Origin of the sequence: Manganibacter manganicus (assembly GCF_002075885.1) — a bacterium.
Classification (GTDB): Bacteria; Pseudomonadota; Alphaproteobacteria; order Rhizobiales; family Rhizobiaceae; genus Mesorhizobium; species Mesorhizobium manganicum.
Genome location: NZ_MDET01000018.1, coordinates 38,189 through 53,063 on the forward strand (window position 1 = coordinate 38,189; position 14,875 = coordinate 53,063).

General features: G+C 60.2%; 10 protein-coding genes and 1 tRNA gene. 5 read left to right on the forward strand and 6 right to left on the reverse strand.

Annotated features, from left to right (window positions below):
- Nucleotides 1–11: 11 nt before the first annotated feature.
- Entirely contained in the window at nucleotides 12–1,880 is a 1,869-nt protein-coding gene (locus BFN67_RS12725; RefSeq protein WP_080919947.1) for an AsmA family protein, read from the reverse strand.
- A gap of 207 nt (nucleotides 1,881–2,087) precedes the next feature.
- On the opposite strand from BFN67_RS12725, the gene BFN67_RS12730 reads away from it, so the two are divergent.
- Nucleotides 2,088–4,046, forward strand: a complete 1,959-nt coding sequence (locus BFN67_RS12730) for an acetoacetate--CoA ligase (RefSeq protein WP_080919948.1) — start codon at nucleotides 2,088–2,090, stop codon at nucleotides 4,044–4,046.
- Between the two features lie 307 nt (nucleotides 4,047–4,353).
- Here BFN67_RS12730 and BFN67_RS12735 read toward each other — a convergent pair whose 3' ends face one another.
- A complete protein-coding gene (locus BFN67_RS12735) occupies nucleotides 4,354–7,782 on the reverse strand; it encodes a PAS domain S-box protein (protein WP_080919949.1) in 3,429 nt (1,142 codons plus the stop codon).
- A 244-nt stretch (nucleotides 7,783–8,026) separates the two neighbouring features.
- Here BFN67_RS12735 and BFN67_RS12740 point away from each other — a divergent pair, with 244 nt between their 5' ends.
- The 3 genes from BFN67_RS12740 (at nucleotide 8,027) to BFN67_RS12750 (ending at nucleotide 9,337) form a co-directional block, all read left to right on the forward strand.
- Entirely contained in the window at nucleotides 8,027–8,476 is a 450-nt protein-coding gene (locus BFN67_RS12740; RefSeq protein WP_080919950.1) for a phasin, read from the forward strand.
- A gap of 289 nt (nucleotides 8,477–8,765) precedes the next feature.
- Nucleotides 8,766–8,842, forward strand: a tRNA-His gene (locus BFN67_RS12745).
- A 114-nt stretch (nucleotides 8,843–8,956) separates the two neighbouring features.
- A complete protein-coding gene (locus BFN67_RS12750) occupies nucleotides 8,957–9,337 on the forward strand; it encodes a hypothetical protein (RefSeq protein ID WP_245295250.1) in 381 nt (126 codons plus the stop codon).
- Nucleotides 9,338–9,397: 60 nt separating this feature from the next.
- On the opposite strand, the gene xseA is transcribed toward BFN67_RS12750, so the two are convergent.
- Complete coding sequence (gene xseA, locus BFN67_RS12755) at nucleotides 9,398–10,843, reverse strand: exodeoxyribonuclease VII large subunit (RefSeq protein ID WP_080919952.1); 1,446 nt, start codon at nucleotides 10,841–10,843, stop codon at nucleotides 9,398–9,400.
- Between the two features lie 51 nt (nucleotides 10,844–10,894).
- Nucleotides 10,895–11,851 carry a LysR substrate-binding domain-containing protein gene (locus tag BFN67_RS12760; RefSeq protein WP_080919953.1) on the reverse strand — a complete coding sequence of 319 codons (957 nt, stop codon included), beginning with the start codon at nucleotides 11,849–11,851 and terminating at the stop codon, nucleotides 10,895–10,897.
- Nucleotides 11,852–12,037: 186 nt separating this feature from the next.
- Here BFN67_RS12760 and BFN67_RS12765 point away from each other — a divergent pair, with 186 nt between their 5' ends.
- Nucleotides 12,038–12,328, forward strand: a complete 291-nt coding sequence (locus BFN67_RS12765) for a DUF1127 domain-containing protein (protein ID WP_080919954.1) — start codon at nucleotides 12,038–12,040, stop codon at nucleotides 12,326–12,328.
- Nucleotides 12,329–12,460: 132 nt separating this feature from the next.
- On the opposite strand, the gene BFN67_RS12770 is transcribed toward BFN67_RS12765, so the two are convergent.
- A complete protein-coding gene (locus tag BFN67_RS12770; RefSeq protein WP_080919955.1) occupies nucleotides 12,461–13,348 on the reverse strand; it encodes a DUF937 domain-containing protein in 888 nt (295 codons plus the stop codon).
- Nucleotides 13,349–13,421: 73 nt separating this feature from the next.
- The gene (locus tag BFN67_RS12775) at nucleotides 13,422–14,795 is read right to left on the reverse strand and encodes a glutamate--cysteine ligase (RefSeq protein WP_080919956.1); all 1,374 of its coding nucleotides are present in this window, start codon (nucleotides 14,793–14,795) and stop codon (nucleotides 13,422–13,424) included.
- Nucleotides 14,796–14,875: the final 80 nt, after the last annotated feature.

Below are 14,875 nucleotides of genomic sequence, written 5' to 3' on the forward strand. Positions count from 1 at the left end.
AGGTGCGGCCTCTACTGGAGCGGACGGCGTTCTGTTACCGGCGAGACGAAGGGCGTGCTCCACGTGCCGCCAACAAAGAACGAAGCCTCGTCGGGACCGATCTGCTTGTTCGCGGTCTGTCCGTTCTGGTCGGTCGCCAACGGTGCCTGCTGGATCACCCCGCCTGAAAGAGCGAGGCCCCGGCTGGAATAAGGCACAATGCCGGAAAGCCAGACCTTGTATTTGGGCGAATGGGCTTCGAGCTTCTCGATGCGAGCGACGCCGTTGGAAATGGTCGCCTTGAGTTCGGCTCCGTCAATCGGAAGAGTGCCGTTGGCAACCGCGTCCAGTGGAAAAAAGCCGCCATCTTGCGCGTGCTTCATGAAGGCGGGCAGGTTCAAACCACTCAAGGTGCCAGGGCCGAAGCTTGCCGTGACCGAACCGGAAGCATTTTCGAGAATCGACTGCCATGCCTTGCCCGGCCCCTTGAGTATGAGCGAAACCGATCCCGTTCCGCTTGGCACCAGCCTGGTCATGCCGGCGGCTGCCGCAAACGCCGCACCGTTGATGTCGGAGGCGAGGAAGCGGATTTCCGACTGTGTCCCATCCGGTTTACGGTCAAAGCGCAGACTGGCCTGAATATTGCCGCCAAAGGCGGAGGCATCCGATACATCGAAAGCGGAAAGTCCATCCTTCACCTGGGCGGTGGCGGCAACATCGGTCAGTTGCGTCGCTCCGACATTGGCGTGCGCGGCCGATAGCCGCAAATCGAGGTTCAGCCAATCCGAAAAGCTGGTGTCCGGCTCGTTGTTCACCCTGCTGCCGGGAGACGCGAGCGGTGTGAAGGCAGACAGGAAGGCTCGCAGGTCGAGCGTGTCAAATGCCAGAGTTCCGGCAATCAAAGGCCGTGCTTCGGCGAATGAAAAGTCCAGAGCCCCCATGCCGGGGTTCTTGTCCAGCGCGATTTGCGCCTCGCTGAATTTCATACGCGTCGCATTGCCATTAATTTTGCTGGTAAATGCCACGGCGCCGATGGCGGTACCCGGAGGAACGCCGACCCCGATCCATTCCAGCACACGCCTGAGCGAGGGCGCGGAAAATTTCGTTTGTCCATCGAAATAGGATTTGCCTGAAAAGGCGCCGGTGCCTTCGAAGGAAAAATTGGCGGGCGCAGCCTTGAATGCGATCGCAAGCGGCTCGGGAGCGCCTGCGAACAGAAGCAAGGGTTTTTGCGAAGACAGATCGAGCGAAACGCTTTCGCCGCGCCAGATCCCGGTCGTCGTGAAGCTGGCGCCGCTGTTGAGCGCGGACCAGTTCACCTGGCCGGTCAGGCTCGTCACAAGCTCGCCGGCTTTACCTTTTACCGGCGTCACGATCCTTCCGTCGCGGAATTCCACCGAGCCGAAAGCGTCAGATGCCAGCTTGCTCTCGTCAGGCTTGGCGGGGTTTGCGCTAACCAGAGTTCGGGCCGCATCGATTGCACGGCTGATGCGCCCGCCTGTTGGCAGCGCGGGAAGATAAAGGCCCTTGTCTGTACGCTCGACTCTCAAGGTTGGCCGGATCAGGGTGGCGGCGGTGAACACCACATCGCCACGCAAGGCAGCCAGCGCCGAGAGATTGATCTCGACACGTTCTGCCTTCATCACAGGCGGCGCGTCGGTATCTGTCCACTGCGAAAGCGTGACGTCGGTCAGGATGGCACGAAACTGTGGCCACACCTCGATTTTCGGCGCGCCGGCTATGGCGACGCGGAAGCCGCTCCACGCACTCATTTCCCACGCGATGCGATCACGCACGATCCGTGTGGACGCGAAATAAGGCAGTGCGGCAACCGCAGCCGCGATCACGATCACCACTGCACTCAGCGCCAGTATCGCCCGTCGGAACCAAGGTGAAGGCATCTTGCCCCGTATTGTCGCAAAAACTCTGAGAGCCGGTCGCAACCGGCGGCGGTTCAAGCCCGCTGATGGTGTAACCGACAGATGAAGCTTTACAAGTGTTTATGGCTCGGCGATGGCATTTGCCTGTGTGGTTGATGGGCAATAACTGGCTGTTGCACGTCTGCATGGCGATATGCTTAAGCGAATGTGAATCCGGGAGGCCTGCTTATGAGCTCTGACAAACCCCTTTGGACGCCATCTGCCGACAGCATCGCAACCGCCCCGCTGGCTGCTTTCCGGCAAGCAGCGCAAGAACGCGCGGCGCGTGAATTTACGACCTATGCCGACCTGCATCGCTGGTCGGTTGAAGACCGGCAGGCGTTCTGGGAGTTGGTGTGGGATTTCTGCGATGTGATCGGCGAGAAGGGCGCAACCGTTCTCGCTGACGCCGAGATGATGCCTGGTGCGCGTTTCTTTCCTGAAGCGCGGCTGAATTTCGCCGAAAACCTGCTTGTGCGTACGGGATCGGCTGAGGCCGTCGTCTTTCGTGGCGAGAACAAGGTCGAGCGGCGGCTTTCATGGGACGAACTCCATGGGCTGGTATCGCGCCTGCAACAGCTTTTCATCACGCTGGGCATCAGGGCAGGTGACCGGATTGCGGCGATGATGCCGAATATGCCCGAAACGATAGCCGCCATGCTGGCCACGGCATCGCTTGGTGCGGTCTGGTCGTCCTGTTCGCCCGATTTCGGCGAACAGGGCGTGCTCGATCGATTCGGCCAGATCGAGCCCGCTATCTTCATCGTTCCAGATGGCTACTGGTACAACGGCAAGGCCATGGAGGTTGCCGCCAAAGTGGCGGCCGTGGTGGAAAAAATGCCGACGGTCAAAAAGGTGCTGGTCGTCGATTATCTCGGCACATCCACCGATGTGGCCGATACGATCGATACGGCCGAGGCGTTTTCGGACGCTTTGCAGCCTTTCGCGATCCGCCCCGTGACCTTCGAACGGCTGTCGTTCGCGCACCCACTCTATATCCTGTTTTCATCAGGCACGACCGGCATCCCCAAATGTATCGTTCATTCGGCCGGCGGCACGCTGCTGCAACACGTCAAGGAGTTGCGCCTGCATGCCGGTGCCATGAAAGGCGACCGCTTCTTCTACTTCACCACCTGTGGCTGGATGATGTGGAATTGGCTGGTGTCCGGTCTTTCGTGTGGGGCGACGCTTCTGCTTTATGACGGCTCGCCATTTTATCCCGATGGCAATGCACTGTTCGATTATGCGGATGCAGAAGGCATGACGCATTTCGGCACTTCAGCGAAGTTCATCGATTCCGTCCGCAAGGCGGGTTTACGGCCGATCACCAGCCACAATCTCTCCAGCGTGCGGACGATCTCGTCCACTGGTTCGCCCTTGTCGCCGGAAGATTTCCGTTTCGTCTACGACGAAATCAAGCATGACGTTCATCTGGCCTCGATTTCAGGCGGCACGGATATCGTCTCTTGTTTTGTGCTGGGTGTCCCCACAGAGCCGGTCTGGTCGGGGGAGATCCAGGGAGCAGGCCTCGGCATGGCCGTCGATGTCTGGGACGATGAAGGCAAGCCCCTGGCGCGCGGCAAGGGGGAACTGATCTGCACCAGAGCTTTCCCGTCAATGCCTGTCGGCTTCTGGAACGATCCGGACGGAGCCAAATATCATTCTGCCTACTTTGGGCGCTTTGACAATATCTGGTGCCATGGCGATTTTGCCGAATGGACGGACCATGGCGGCATTGTCATTCACGGCCGCTCCGATGCCACGCTCAATCCGGGCGGTGTGCGCATCGGCACGGCCGAGATTTACAATCAGGTCGAGCAGATGCCGGAAGTGGCCGAGGCGATTTGCATTGGTCAGGAATTCGATGGCGACGTGCGCGTCGTGCTGTTCGTGCGTCTGGCCGAAGGTATGGTCCTGGACGAGGACCTTGAAAAGCGCATCAAGGCGAAAATACGCGCCGGCGCCAGCCCGCGTCACGTGCCTGCCAGGATCGTCACTGTTGCTGATATTCCGCGCACCAAGTCGGGCAAGATCACTGAACTTGCCGTGCGGGATATCGTCCATGGCCGGCCGGTGAAGAACAAGGAGGCGCTGGCCAATCCACAGGCTCTGGAACTGTTCAAGAACAGGCCTGAGTTGCAGAATTAAAGCATGCCTCCCGGAACACCCGGTTCTGGGGAAAAGAATGCGCAGAAATCAAACAGCTAAGCGCATAGCGAATCTTAAAGACTGCGACGCGTTGTGGTTAATAAATTATTTCCCGCGAATTTACCTCGTCTTCACGGATGGTGCCGATCTGTAAAATGTTATTAGCCCAGGTAAGGATTTGTTGACATATTGGTCGCGATAGTCGCTGCAACTTGAGGCCTAATCCTCCTCTTCTGATTGGGATTCGCTCAAGCCCTTTTGTGACAATACCGCAACTCAAAGGCGCCCCAGCGGCGCCTTCTCTTTTCTATTCAGCCAGCACGCGCGTTGAAGGGAAGGCCACTTCCACAAGCGTCCCTTCGCCGGGCGTCGAGTTGATGGTGAAGCGGGCACGATTGGCTTCGACCATCGCCTTTGTCAGCGGCAGACCGAGGCCGGTTCCGTCGTTTCGCCCGCGTTTCAGCGCATTGATCTGCTTGAACGGTTTCAGCGCCTGTTCGATCTCGGATTGGGTCATGCCGATGCCGGTATCGCGCACCCGCATCACCACATCGCCGGAAATCTCATAGGCGGTGGAAACGATGACCTGTCCGCCGGCCTGCGTATAGCGCACGGCGTTGGACAGAATATTGAGGGCGATCTGGCGCACGCTGCGCAGGTCGGCAACAATCTCCGGCAACCGGGACGCGAAACTGGAGCGGATAATGACGCGTTCACGGTTGGCCTGTGGCTGCATCGTCGCCACCGCCTCGGCGAGCGTGTCATTAAGCGACACCGCCTCGTAATCCATCTCCTGCTGGCCGGCTTCGATCTTCGAGATATCGAGCAGGTCGTTGACCAGGTCGAGGACGTGATTGCCCGAGCGGTTGATGTCACGCAGATAGTCGCGATAACGGTCATTGGCGATCGGGCCGAATTTCTCGTCCACCATAAGTTCGGAAAAGCCGATAATGGCATTGAGGGGAGTGCGGATCTCGTGGCTGATGCGAGCCAGGAAATCGGTCTTCTGCGACGAGGCTCGCTCGGCCAGTGCGCGTGCCTGTGTGAGGTCTTCCTCGGCGCGCTTCCATTGCGTGATGTCGCGAACGACGGCGCAGAAACCGCTCTCGTTGGGCAATCGGCCTATAGTCATGAACAGCGGTATGAAACGCCCTTGTGCCTCGCGGCCGATCACCTCCCTGCCATCGTTGAGCACGCTGGCGACGCCATGTTCGGAGAGCCCGGCCAGATAATCACGCGCCGCCCGCTGGCTTTCTATGGCGAACAGCGAGGTGAACGGCTTGCCGGCGACCTCGTCGCTTTCGAAACCGAACAGGGCTTCCGCCGGGCGGCTGATCGAGCGGATGACGCCGCCGCGGTCGATCAGCACCACGCCATCGGTTGCCGTGTCGATAATGGTGCGCATCTCGGCGATATGCGACTTGAGATCGGCCGTGTCAGGTTGGACCATATTGTCTGCCCGGCTTGGCGCCGGATGCGGATCGGGCCGCTCATCGCCGGTACGGCGAACCACCAGCATCAGCGCTTTGCCGCCTTGCCAGGGTACGGAGCGCAGCAGCGCATCGACCGGCAGTTCCGTGCCCTGCTGCGTTCTCAAATGCAGATTGTGGTCGGCCTCATCCGTGGCGGCATCATCGCCGTAAGGATCGGCAAAAAGCGTTTCGAGCCCGCCGGCGGCTTCCAGGGCATCGAGCGTTTCATAACCGGTGAGATCTAGAAATTCGTCATTAGCATAGTGCAGGACATCGCCCGAATGGATCAGCACCGGTACCGGCAGCTTGGCGAGGATGGATGTATCCGGCCGCTGACGGCCGTGATCAACTGCAGGAAAGGCGGATGGCAGGAAACCTTCGGCGATGTGTGCTGGAATAGCGGTCTGGCCTTGCGGCTGACCGTCTTCTTCAGGGGGGGCAGGGGAGATGGGGTCGACAAGATTATCCGGGCTACCCGCCTCCAATGGGGCGGTCCACTCGTCGTCGGCGGCGTCGCGAAGGTCGGCGGCGGCCATGCTGTCGTGATCGCCGGTCGGCGTGGCGGTTGCCGGAGCGGTCTCATTTTCGCTTCTGTCATCGCTGGCAAGGTCGAGCAGGGAACCCTTGGCCGTGCCGCTTTCAGGCGACGGGCTTGTCTCTTCAGGCCAGGTCGTGTCGTTTGCCGACGAGGTTACGTCGGTGGAAGGGAGTGTGGCCGGCGAGTTTAGTGCGACTTCGGCCTCATCATTGTCGTTTCTACCGTCCTTCTTCAATCTCTCGCCGATTTCCCGGAACGCGCTGCGCTCCAGGCTCGACAAGATTCTGTCTTTCGCGGGTTGCCGGTGTTCGGCCAACCGGATCACCTTGTCCGTAAACCGCCGCTCAGGCTTCGGCACGATTGTGAGGGCAGGTACCTCGCCGCGGAAAGGGTCTGGGGCGTCGGTGGCAGGCTCTTCTTTTGCCGCTTCCGAGGCGGTAGTGGGCGGCGCTTCGGCTGAAGGCGCATTGGGAACGAGCGCCAGACCGATTCTTTCCGGATCATCGCGCGCGTCGTTTGGCCTGGCTACGCCGAAGCCGCGGAAACCTTCGAATATGCGGTTGCGATCATAGACCGGCAATGCCGCAAGATCGACGGGCATAGCCATCGCGGTTCCGGTGACTGGCCATAGAACCGATCGTCCCGACCAGGTGTCCCGCCGTTCCAGAAGGCCGGAAATCTCGCCGGCGGGGTCAAGGTTGAGCACGGTGGCAACGTCTCTGAACTTGCGCCCGACAATGTCGGCCGCTGCCGCACCGACGATAGCGGCGAATTCCGGCGAGATCATGCTGAAACGGCCTTCCGAGTCGGTTCGCCAGACAAAGCGCACCGGCGAAATGTGAGGCTCGCCGGTCGATTGGGCAAGTTGCGCATCCTCGGTGTTTGGCGCTGCGGCGTCCGGCCTTGTCGGCTCCAGCCGCGCATTTTCGTCGCTCGATGGCGCTCGCTGGTCCGTCTCGCTGAAGTACCAGCGATCATGCGCGTGAGGGCCGCCCTCGGCCTGCGAGACGGGGGTATTGGCCTGTGCCGGCATTGCCGCCATGACATTCTGTTCGGGTTCGCCGTCCGCCTGGGCATCGTCGATGACCACAAGAAGGTGTCGCGCCGGCTGATCGGTCAATCGGGCAAGCCCCGCTGGAAACATCTGCGGCCCGGCGCGGATGAGTCGCTTGACAAGGCGATCGCTGTCATGCGCGACATCGTCAATCAGGGCAGCCAACGCCGAACGTTCGATGCCAAGTGCCTCGAACCCCGCGGATGCCGCTTCGATTTCGCCTTCACTGTCGACCATGGCGATGAAGTGGCCGTCTTCCGTAAAGCCGCTTATAGCGGTTGTAGCATCGCCGTGCGCCCCGGTCTGGCCGGCCGGCGCGGCCAGCAGGATCGCCGGTTCGCGGTCCGGCATCTCGATTGCGCTGGCAAGGAACATGACGGCACGGCTGGTCATGCCCTCGGCAAGCCGCAGCAAAATGATGCGATTGTGCCCAATTTGCGGAAACCCTGGCGTCGCCTTGATCTGCCGTCGGGCGATCGGCGGCAGTTTCGAGCGCGCACCGATCATGGCCTCGATGTCGGCATGGCCGAAAACGGCCGCACCTGGGCCGTTCGCCCAGATCACCTGCTCAAGATCGGTCGAAATGATGACCAGGGCGTCACCGACGGCGAAGCGCTCCCGGACCTCCTCGACAACGACGACATCGAGAAAAGAATAACTGTCTGACGGCATCTGTTCAGCGCACCTCGGCATGCGGCAGCTTCGGTTAACGCTTTGTTAATAAAAGGACGCGGCACTGAGGTCCATAAGCCAATGCGTATAAAGATGCGGAATCGGGGCACTTGGTTAACGCCGTCGATACTGAAATTTGTGCGTCGCAATAAAAATGTTGCAATGCACAAAATTCATGCTATATGAGTGCCATGAATGAATGGGGCGGCTTTCGTCAGCCCGAAACGTCAGAAAAGGTTGAAAAATGTCCAAGACCAAGACTGCCGATACCATTGAGTTTCCCAGCTTCGACGCCTCCAAGGCAACAGAGCAGTTTCGTGCCTTCGCCGAGAAGGGCGTTGAACAGTCCAAGGAGGCCTATGCGCAGTTGAAGACCGGCTCCGCCGAGGCGCAGAAAGCTCTTGAGGACTCCTATGAGACTACAAAAGCCGTCTCCAGCGATCTGTCGCTGAAGACGATTGCCGCGTTGCGCGCAAACACCGAGGCCAACTTTTCCCATCTCGAGTCGCTGGTCGGCGCCAAATCGTTCGCCGAGGCCGTCGAATTGCAGACCGCCTTCCTGCGCAAGCGGTTCGAACTGACTGCCGAGCAGGCCAAGGATTTCCAGGCCAGCGCTTCCAAGGCTGCCGAAGATCTGTCGAAGCCTTTCAAGGGTGTGTTCGAGAAGGCATTCAACGAATTCAAGGCCGCCTGATTGGCGCCCGATCCGTTATGGTTCGACAGGAACATTTAATGCCCGGCAGGTGGTTCTCCCCCGCCAGCCGGGAAACGGTCGGCTTTGCCGACCGCTGCAGAAGGCCGGCTCCTCCCGCCGGCCTTTTTCTATGTTCGGGGCAAGCCAGTACGCCAAAGAGCCCATCTCGTTCACAATGCGCCTTTTGCCTTTCGCCGCTCTTGAATTAAACTTCGATTGTTCGTAAGGACGCTTCGCCGAAAGAAGGAAGGCCAGACAAGGGTCGCTTCATTTCATCGCAGTGCTATAGGCCGTTGTAGCTCAGTTGGTTAGAGCGCCGGATTGTGGATCCGGAGGTCGGTGGTTCGAGCCCACCCAACGGTACCACCCCAAACAATTGAATTCTCACAGGGATTTGAAATTCCAGCATGGAAATTGGGCTTTCCACGCACCATTTTACATCTCTGAAAGGAAACGGTTGCCGCGTGGCGGCGACTCGGCTTGAATAGCATCCGTTTCGAACTCAGGGCGTGCGAAGGCACCGCGCCGGATACGGATGCAAGCGAATGTGCAAACCGTGATGGGTTATCCACTATGAGCGAACATGCGATCGAATTCTTAAAAGATTGGATCGGCAAGAAGTGCAAGGCTCCGTCACAGCCGGTACGGCTTGAGAAGCAAGCCGAGGTGTTGGCCAAGGAGTGTGCTGAAAAGGCGGCCGAAGTAGGGATTCCTCTTGAGGATATCCAGGAAGAAGTTGGCGATATTCAGGAACTGATTGTGTCTCGGCTTGAAGACGCGGTCGACGCTGAGGCCGCGCAGGACAATTCCGCCGATTTTGACGCTCTTCCGCCGCGAGCGGCCTCGGCCGGCGGCCGCTAGTTCATCCTGCGGCGTGCGCACCCTTCCAAGGATGCCTGGATCGCCTCTTAAATACCTAGCCTAGAAAAGCGAGCCTTGGCCGCTAGGATTTTTAGAGCGGCCGGGCAATTTTGTCGGTGTTCGTGGCTCCGATTTGCGGTCGTTGCCGTCCGTTGCAATGGCATACGCGGCCCCGTCGGCAAAGCGCAGTTCCAGCGCCTGCTCGATACTCACTTGCGCCGCGCGCCTGACCAGCGCACCAGACTGGTCCAGAACGAGAGCATAGCCGCGCTCGAGAATCGCCTGCTCCGAAAGTTTCAGGGTCGCCAGAAGGCGGTCCGCCTGGGTCAGGCGACTGCGCAGCCGGTCGAGTCGTGCCGGAAGCGCCTGGTCATGCCGGCGGCTGGCGACCTGTAGTCGCGTGCGCGCCGTGTCTTTCAGCCGTATCAATGGGAGCGGCGACAGCCGAACCGCCGCCCAGCGTGTCCGCTGGCGCTCAATGCAGATCGAGAGCGCGCGCTCCAGCCGGCTTTCTGCCTCGTCGAAACGGCGGCGCTTCACCCCCAGCAATTGATCGGGAGAGGGCAAAGCGCGCGCGGCTGCACGGACGGCCTGTCGATGGCGATCCAGGTTTCGTGAGGTGCAGCCGGCGAGCCGCGCGCCAAGTCGCGCCAATGTGGCTTCGAGTTCGCTTCTGACCGGCACGGCAATCTCGGCGGCCCCCGTCGGGGTTGGCGCGCGGGCATCGGCTACCAGATCGATAAGCGTCCAATCCGTCTCATGGCCCACGGCTGAGATAACTGGAATGCCGGAAGCCGCGACCGCGCGCACAAGCGCTTCGTCATTGAAGCCCCATAGATCTTCCAGGCTGCCGCCGCCGCGCGCCACGATCACCACATCGGGACGCGCAATGGAACCTCCAGACGGCAATGCGTTGAAGCCCTGAACAGCCGCTGCCGCTTCGGCGCCGGCGGTCTCGCCTTGCACACGCACCGGCCACACGACGATATGCAATGGAAAGCGGTCCTTGGTGCGGTGAATGATGTCGCGAATCACCGCACCGGTCGGCGAGGTGACGACGCCGATGACCCGCGGCATATAGGGCAGCAACTGCTTGCGTGCGGCATCGAACAGGCCCTCCGCCTGCAAGCGGCGCTTGCGTTCTTCTAGAAGCGCCATCAGCGCACCGGCACCGGCGGGTTCGAGATTGTCTATGACGATCTGGTATTTCGAAGAGCCGGGATAGGTGGTCAGCTTGCCGCTGGCTATCACCTCCATACCCTCTTCGGGGCGGAATTTAAGCCGGCCCATCGTGCCTCTCCAGACCACGGCTTCAAGCCGGGAACGATCGTCCTTGAGCGCAAAATAGGCATGGCCCGAAGAATGCGGCCCGCGATACCCGGAAATCTCACCGCGCACGCGCACATTGCCAAACGTGTCCTCAACCGTACGCTTCAGGGCGCCGGAGATTTCGCTCACCGTATATTCGGTGGCGTTGCTGCGTGATTCGGGTAATGTACCGTTCATTCAGGGATAGAGGAACGCCGGACCCTAGGCGTCAAGCCCAAGCTTTCGAAGTCACCAGCCGGGCATGACCGGGTTCGGTTTCGGACGTTTCATTTTCGTATAGGACAAAGCGGCGAAGTCGAAGCTTCCCGCTTCTTCGGCGATAGGGATCGAGATGTTGTCGAGGCTCTCCGAGATATGACGGGCGAGCGCCTCCACCAGTTCCGGCCGGCTGGATTGCCCGCGCATGATGCCGATGCGGCAGTCAGGCAGAATGCCGAAGCCGTCGGCCTCGCCCAATACGCGCATACCGGGGCGCAGGGCGCATTCCGGCAGAACGGAGATCGCCAGACCGGAAAGCACTGCGGCGGCAATAACCGTTGCAGAGAAACTCGTGAACAGGACGCGATAATCGCGCTTCATTTGGTCGAGCACGTCGCAGGCGGCACGCCGCCAGATGCAATTCGGCCGGCCGAAAGCCATCGGCAGCACGTCCTGCTCATGCGTCAGATGATTGGCCGATGATACCCAAAGCAACGGCTCGCGCCGCACCACTTCCGATTGCGCCTTTGCTTCGTTGTGCGTGACCAGCGCCAGGTCGAGATTGCCGCGCTTGATATGCTCGACCAGGCCTGGCGTCGGCTCGCAGATGACGGTCAGTTCGACATGCGGGTTGGAGCGGGCGAAGCGCGCCATGATTTCCGGCAGGAAGCGGTCGGCATAGTCGTCCGGCGTGCCGATGCGGATTGTTCCCTCCAGCCGTTGATCGTCAAAGGCGGCGAGCGTCTCGCGATTGAGGAAGATCAGCCGGCGCGCGTAGGAGAGCAGCCTCTCGCCATCTTCGGTCAGCTTGTTGAGCCGGCCGTCCTTTTCAAAGAGCGGCTTGCCGATGCGCTCTTCCAGTCGGCGCATCTGCATGGATACCGCCGATTGCGTACGATGCACCTCATCGGCGGCGCGCGTGAACGAGCCGATATCGGCAATCGTGATGAAGGTTTGTAACTGGTCGAGGTCGAGCGGAGCGTGCATGGATCTCATCCATCATCATTGTTGATGGTAAAGATTAGAAACATTCGTTGGATTAATCAATTGTCCAAATTCATATTCTAGTCGTTCACATGAAGACACGTGAATCGAGCACTGTTCTCCGTTTTCCCATGGCTGGATAGTTGGCTCGCCGAGAAAACGACTTGTCCGCGAAGAAGGAGACGGGCAATGACCGTACATAACTGTGCAGTTGAAACCTCACGCCTCGCCGCGCCCGCCACGATAGCGGCGCGATTGACCGCGGCTGCCAACAACTTCTATCGGAACTGGAAGAACCGCCGCGATTTCTATCGGCTGGGTGAATTATCCGATGCTGAATTGGCCGACATCGGCCTCACTCGCTCCGACCTTCATGTCGCCATGAGCGGCCCGTTCGGCAATGATCCGACGATGCGGCTTCGCGAACTGGCAAGCGAGCGGATCGATTCCATCGAAGATGCCGCCCGCAAGATCGGCTGAATGCTTTTTCAGTCTGTGGCCTTACCGGCCCGGCTTTTGATTGCAGGCTTCTCCCACACTCCCTGCCGGTCCCCTACCGGCCGCCTGCATAACTTGCCCGGTCCCTCAGTGGACCGGGCTTTTTATTGAAACTTAGCGGCTGCGATCCATGCCTTTCAGGAATTGATCAAATACCGATTCCACGCCTTTCTGGTAATCGTCGCGCTGCTGACGCCCGGTCTCGAACATCTTGCCGAATATCTCCTCATACGGGCTTTTCGTCAGTGCGCCGTCGTCGGCCTGCGGTTGCGGCGCTGATTGCTGTGCCTGCCCTTGCGCCCCACCAAGCATGTCTTGAAGTATCTTGCCCCACGGCGTGTCGCCGAGCGGATTCTGCGGCGTTTGCGGTTGGCTTCCTCCGGGGACCTGCTGGCTTGTGACGGCGCCCCCGAACATATCCTGCAATATCTTGCCGAAGGGGTTGTTCGCTGCGGGATCGAACGGGCTTTGCGGCTTCTGAGACGTGCTTTGGCCGCCGCCTTGTCTCATCATCTCTTCGAAAATGCGGCCAAATGGATTGTCGCCGGGCACGCCTGCCGCGCCTTGGCCCGCCGGCGTTTGGTTGGTGGCCTGCTTGAACAGGCCGCCCATGATCATCGAGGCGATTGCCGGCAGCATCTGTTGCAGCACTTGGCTGCCGATGCCGGTAGCTTGCGCGGCCTGCGAAGCCACCGCGCGCGACAAATCCTTCGAGCCGAATAACTGGCCCAGCACATCGTTGCCTTGCTCAACGCCTTGCCGCGAGAAAGCCTGGGTGGCGTCATCGAAAGCTTTCGCGTGCTGGCCGTTCGCCATGGCCGCCATGACAACTCCGAGTCCGTATGGATCGGCGGTCTTGCGCTTCAGCCCTTGTGAAAAGGCCGGCAATAGAGCCTCCACGGCTGCTTCGGTTTGCTGCTGCGAGAGATTGAATTGCTTGGCCAGCATTTCGACGCCCTGACCATTCTGGGCCTGCGCCAGCATGTCGAATAAGGGAAGCATGTTTTCCTCCTCGATCCAGTCGGAGGAGCCTAAAGCCTTTCCGCAGGCTGTAGAAGTGTTTTTGCGGGCTCGTTCAATAAGCATATTCGAGGAAGACAGGCTCTATCGAGCCGCCCCAGCGTGTGTGGTAGGCGGAAAGCATCTCCTCGGCGCTGGTGGTGCCACGCGCCACCACCTCGTTCAGTGTGTTGAGGAACGTGGTTTCGTCATAGCCGTCGCGGTTCAGCTTGGCGCGCCGTTTCAGGCCATCGCGTGAAATGGCCAGCACCTCGCGCGCGATTTCGCGTAGCGTCGTGTTGCGGAACGGAGTCGCGATGCCTTGTTCCGGCACCGCATCGCGCATCGCCTGGACCTCCGCATAGCTCCAATCCGCCGTGAACGCTTCGGCGGCGTCGAGTGCTGTGGCATCGTAAAGCAGACCGACCCAGAAGGCGGGCAGGGCGCATATGCGCCGCCACGGTCCGCCGTCGGCGCCGCGCATTTCGAGGAACCGCTTCAGGCGCACATCTGGAAACAGCGTGGACAGATGGTTCGCCCAGTCGCCCATGGTCGGCATGCCGTCGGAAATTTCCTTGCGCGCCGCACCCGCCATGAATTGCCGGAACGTGACATGAGTCATGTCGTGATAGTGGCCGTCGCGAATGACGAAATACATCGGCACGTCGAGTGCCCATTCGGCGTAGTCGGCGAAACCGAAATCGGATGAGAAGCAGAATTCCAGCATGCCGGAACGCTGGTTGTCGGTGTCGCGCCAGATATCGCCGCGCCAGCTTTGCAAACCGTTCGGCCGGCCGTCGGTGAACGGCGAATTGGCGAACAGCGCTGTTGCCAGCGGCTGCAACTTCAACGAAACCTGCATCTTGCGCCGCATGTCGGCTTCGCTTTCGAAGTCGAGATTCACCTGGATGGTGCAGGTGCGGTACATCATGTCGAGGCCTTTTGTACCGACCTTCGGCATGTAGCGCGTCATGATTTCATAGCGCGATTTCGGCATTATCGGCGTTTCGGCGAGCGACCATTTCGGGCTGCCGCCAAGACCGAGAAAGCGGATGCCAAGCGGTTCGGCGATCTCGCGCACCTGCGAAAGATGGGCATTGCCCTCGCGGCAGGTCTGGTGGATTGTCTCCAGCGGCGCGCCGGACAGTTCGAACTGGCCGCCCGGCTCCAGGCTGATCGCGCCCTGTCCCGTCGGCTCGACAAGGCCGATGATACGCCCGGCATCCATGATCGGATCCCAGCCGAGCTTTTGCTGCATGCCTTCGAGGATGGAGCGGATACCGTGCTCGCCGCCATAGGGCACGGGCGCGTTGCCATCGACATAGAACGGGAATTTCTCATGTTCGGTGCCAATGCGCCATTGCTCGCGCGGCTTGCAACCCGCCGCCAGATAGGAGGCGAGTTCGTCCATGCCGGAAACAGGCTGGGAATCGGTGGTATCACGCGCCATGCAAAGCCTTTCTGACAGGTCCGTTTGGGCCGCCCGCGCTTGATGGCGAAATGTCAGGAGCCGATCAAGAGAAAATTGCT

What these genes read in the sequence shown, in the direction of transcription:
- BFN67_RS12725 (WP_080919947.1), bottom strand. Translation starts at nt 1,880, where the DNA reads ATGCCTTCACCTTGGTTCCGACGGGCGATACTGGCGCTGAGTGCAGTG.
- BFN67_RS12730 (WP_080919948.1), top strand. Translation starts at nt 2,088, where the DNA reads ATGAGCTCTGACAAACCCCTTTGGACGCCATCTGCCGACAGCATCGCA.
- BFN67_RS12735 (WP_080919949.1), bottom strand. Translation starts at nt 7,782, where the DNA reads ATGCCGTCAGACAGTTATTCTTTTCTCGATGTCGTCGTTGTCGAGGAG.
- BFN67_RS12740 (WP_080919950.1), top strand. Translation starts at nt 8,027, where the DNA reads ATGTCCAAGACCAAGACTGCCGATACCATTGAGTTTCCCAGCTTCGAC.
- xseA (WP_080919952.1), bottom strand. Translation starts at nt 10,843, where the DNA reads ATGAACGGTACATTACCCGAATCACGCAGCAACGCCACCGAATATACG.
- BFN67_RS12760 (WP_080919953.1), bottom strand. Translation starts at nt 11,851, where the DNA reads ATGCACGCTCCGCTCGACCTCGACCAGTTACAAACCTTCATCACGATT.
- BFN67_RS12765 (WP_080919954.1), top strand. Translation starts at nt 12,038, where the DNA reads ATGACCGTACATAACTGTGCAGTTGAAACCTCACGCCTCGCCGCGCCC.
- BFN67_RS12770 (WP_080919955.1), bottom strand. Translation starts at nt 13,348, where the DNA reads ATGCTTCCCTTATTCGACATGCTGGCGCAGGCCCAGAATGGTCAGGGC.
- BFN67_RS12775 (WP_080919956.1), bottom strand. Translation starts at nt 14,795, where the DNA reads ATGGCGCGTGATACCACCGATTCCCAGCCTGTTTCCGGCATGGACGAA.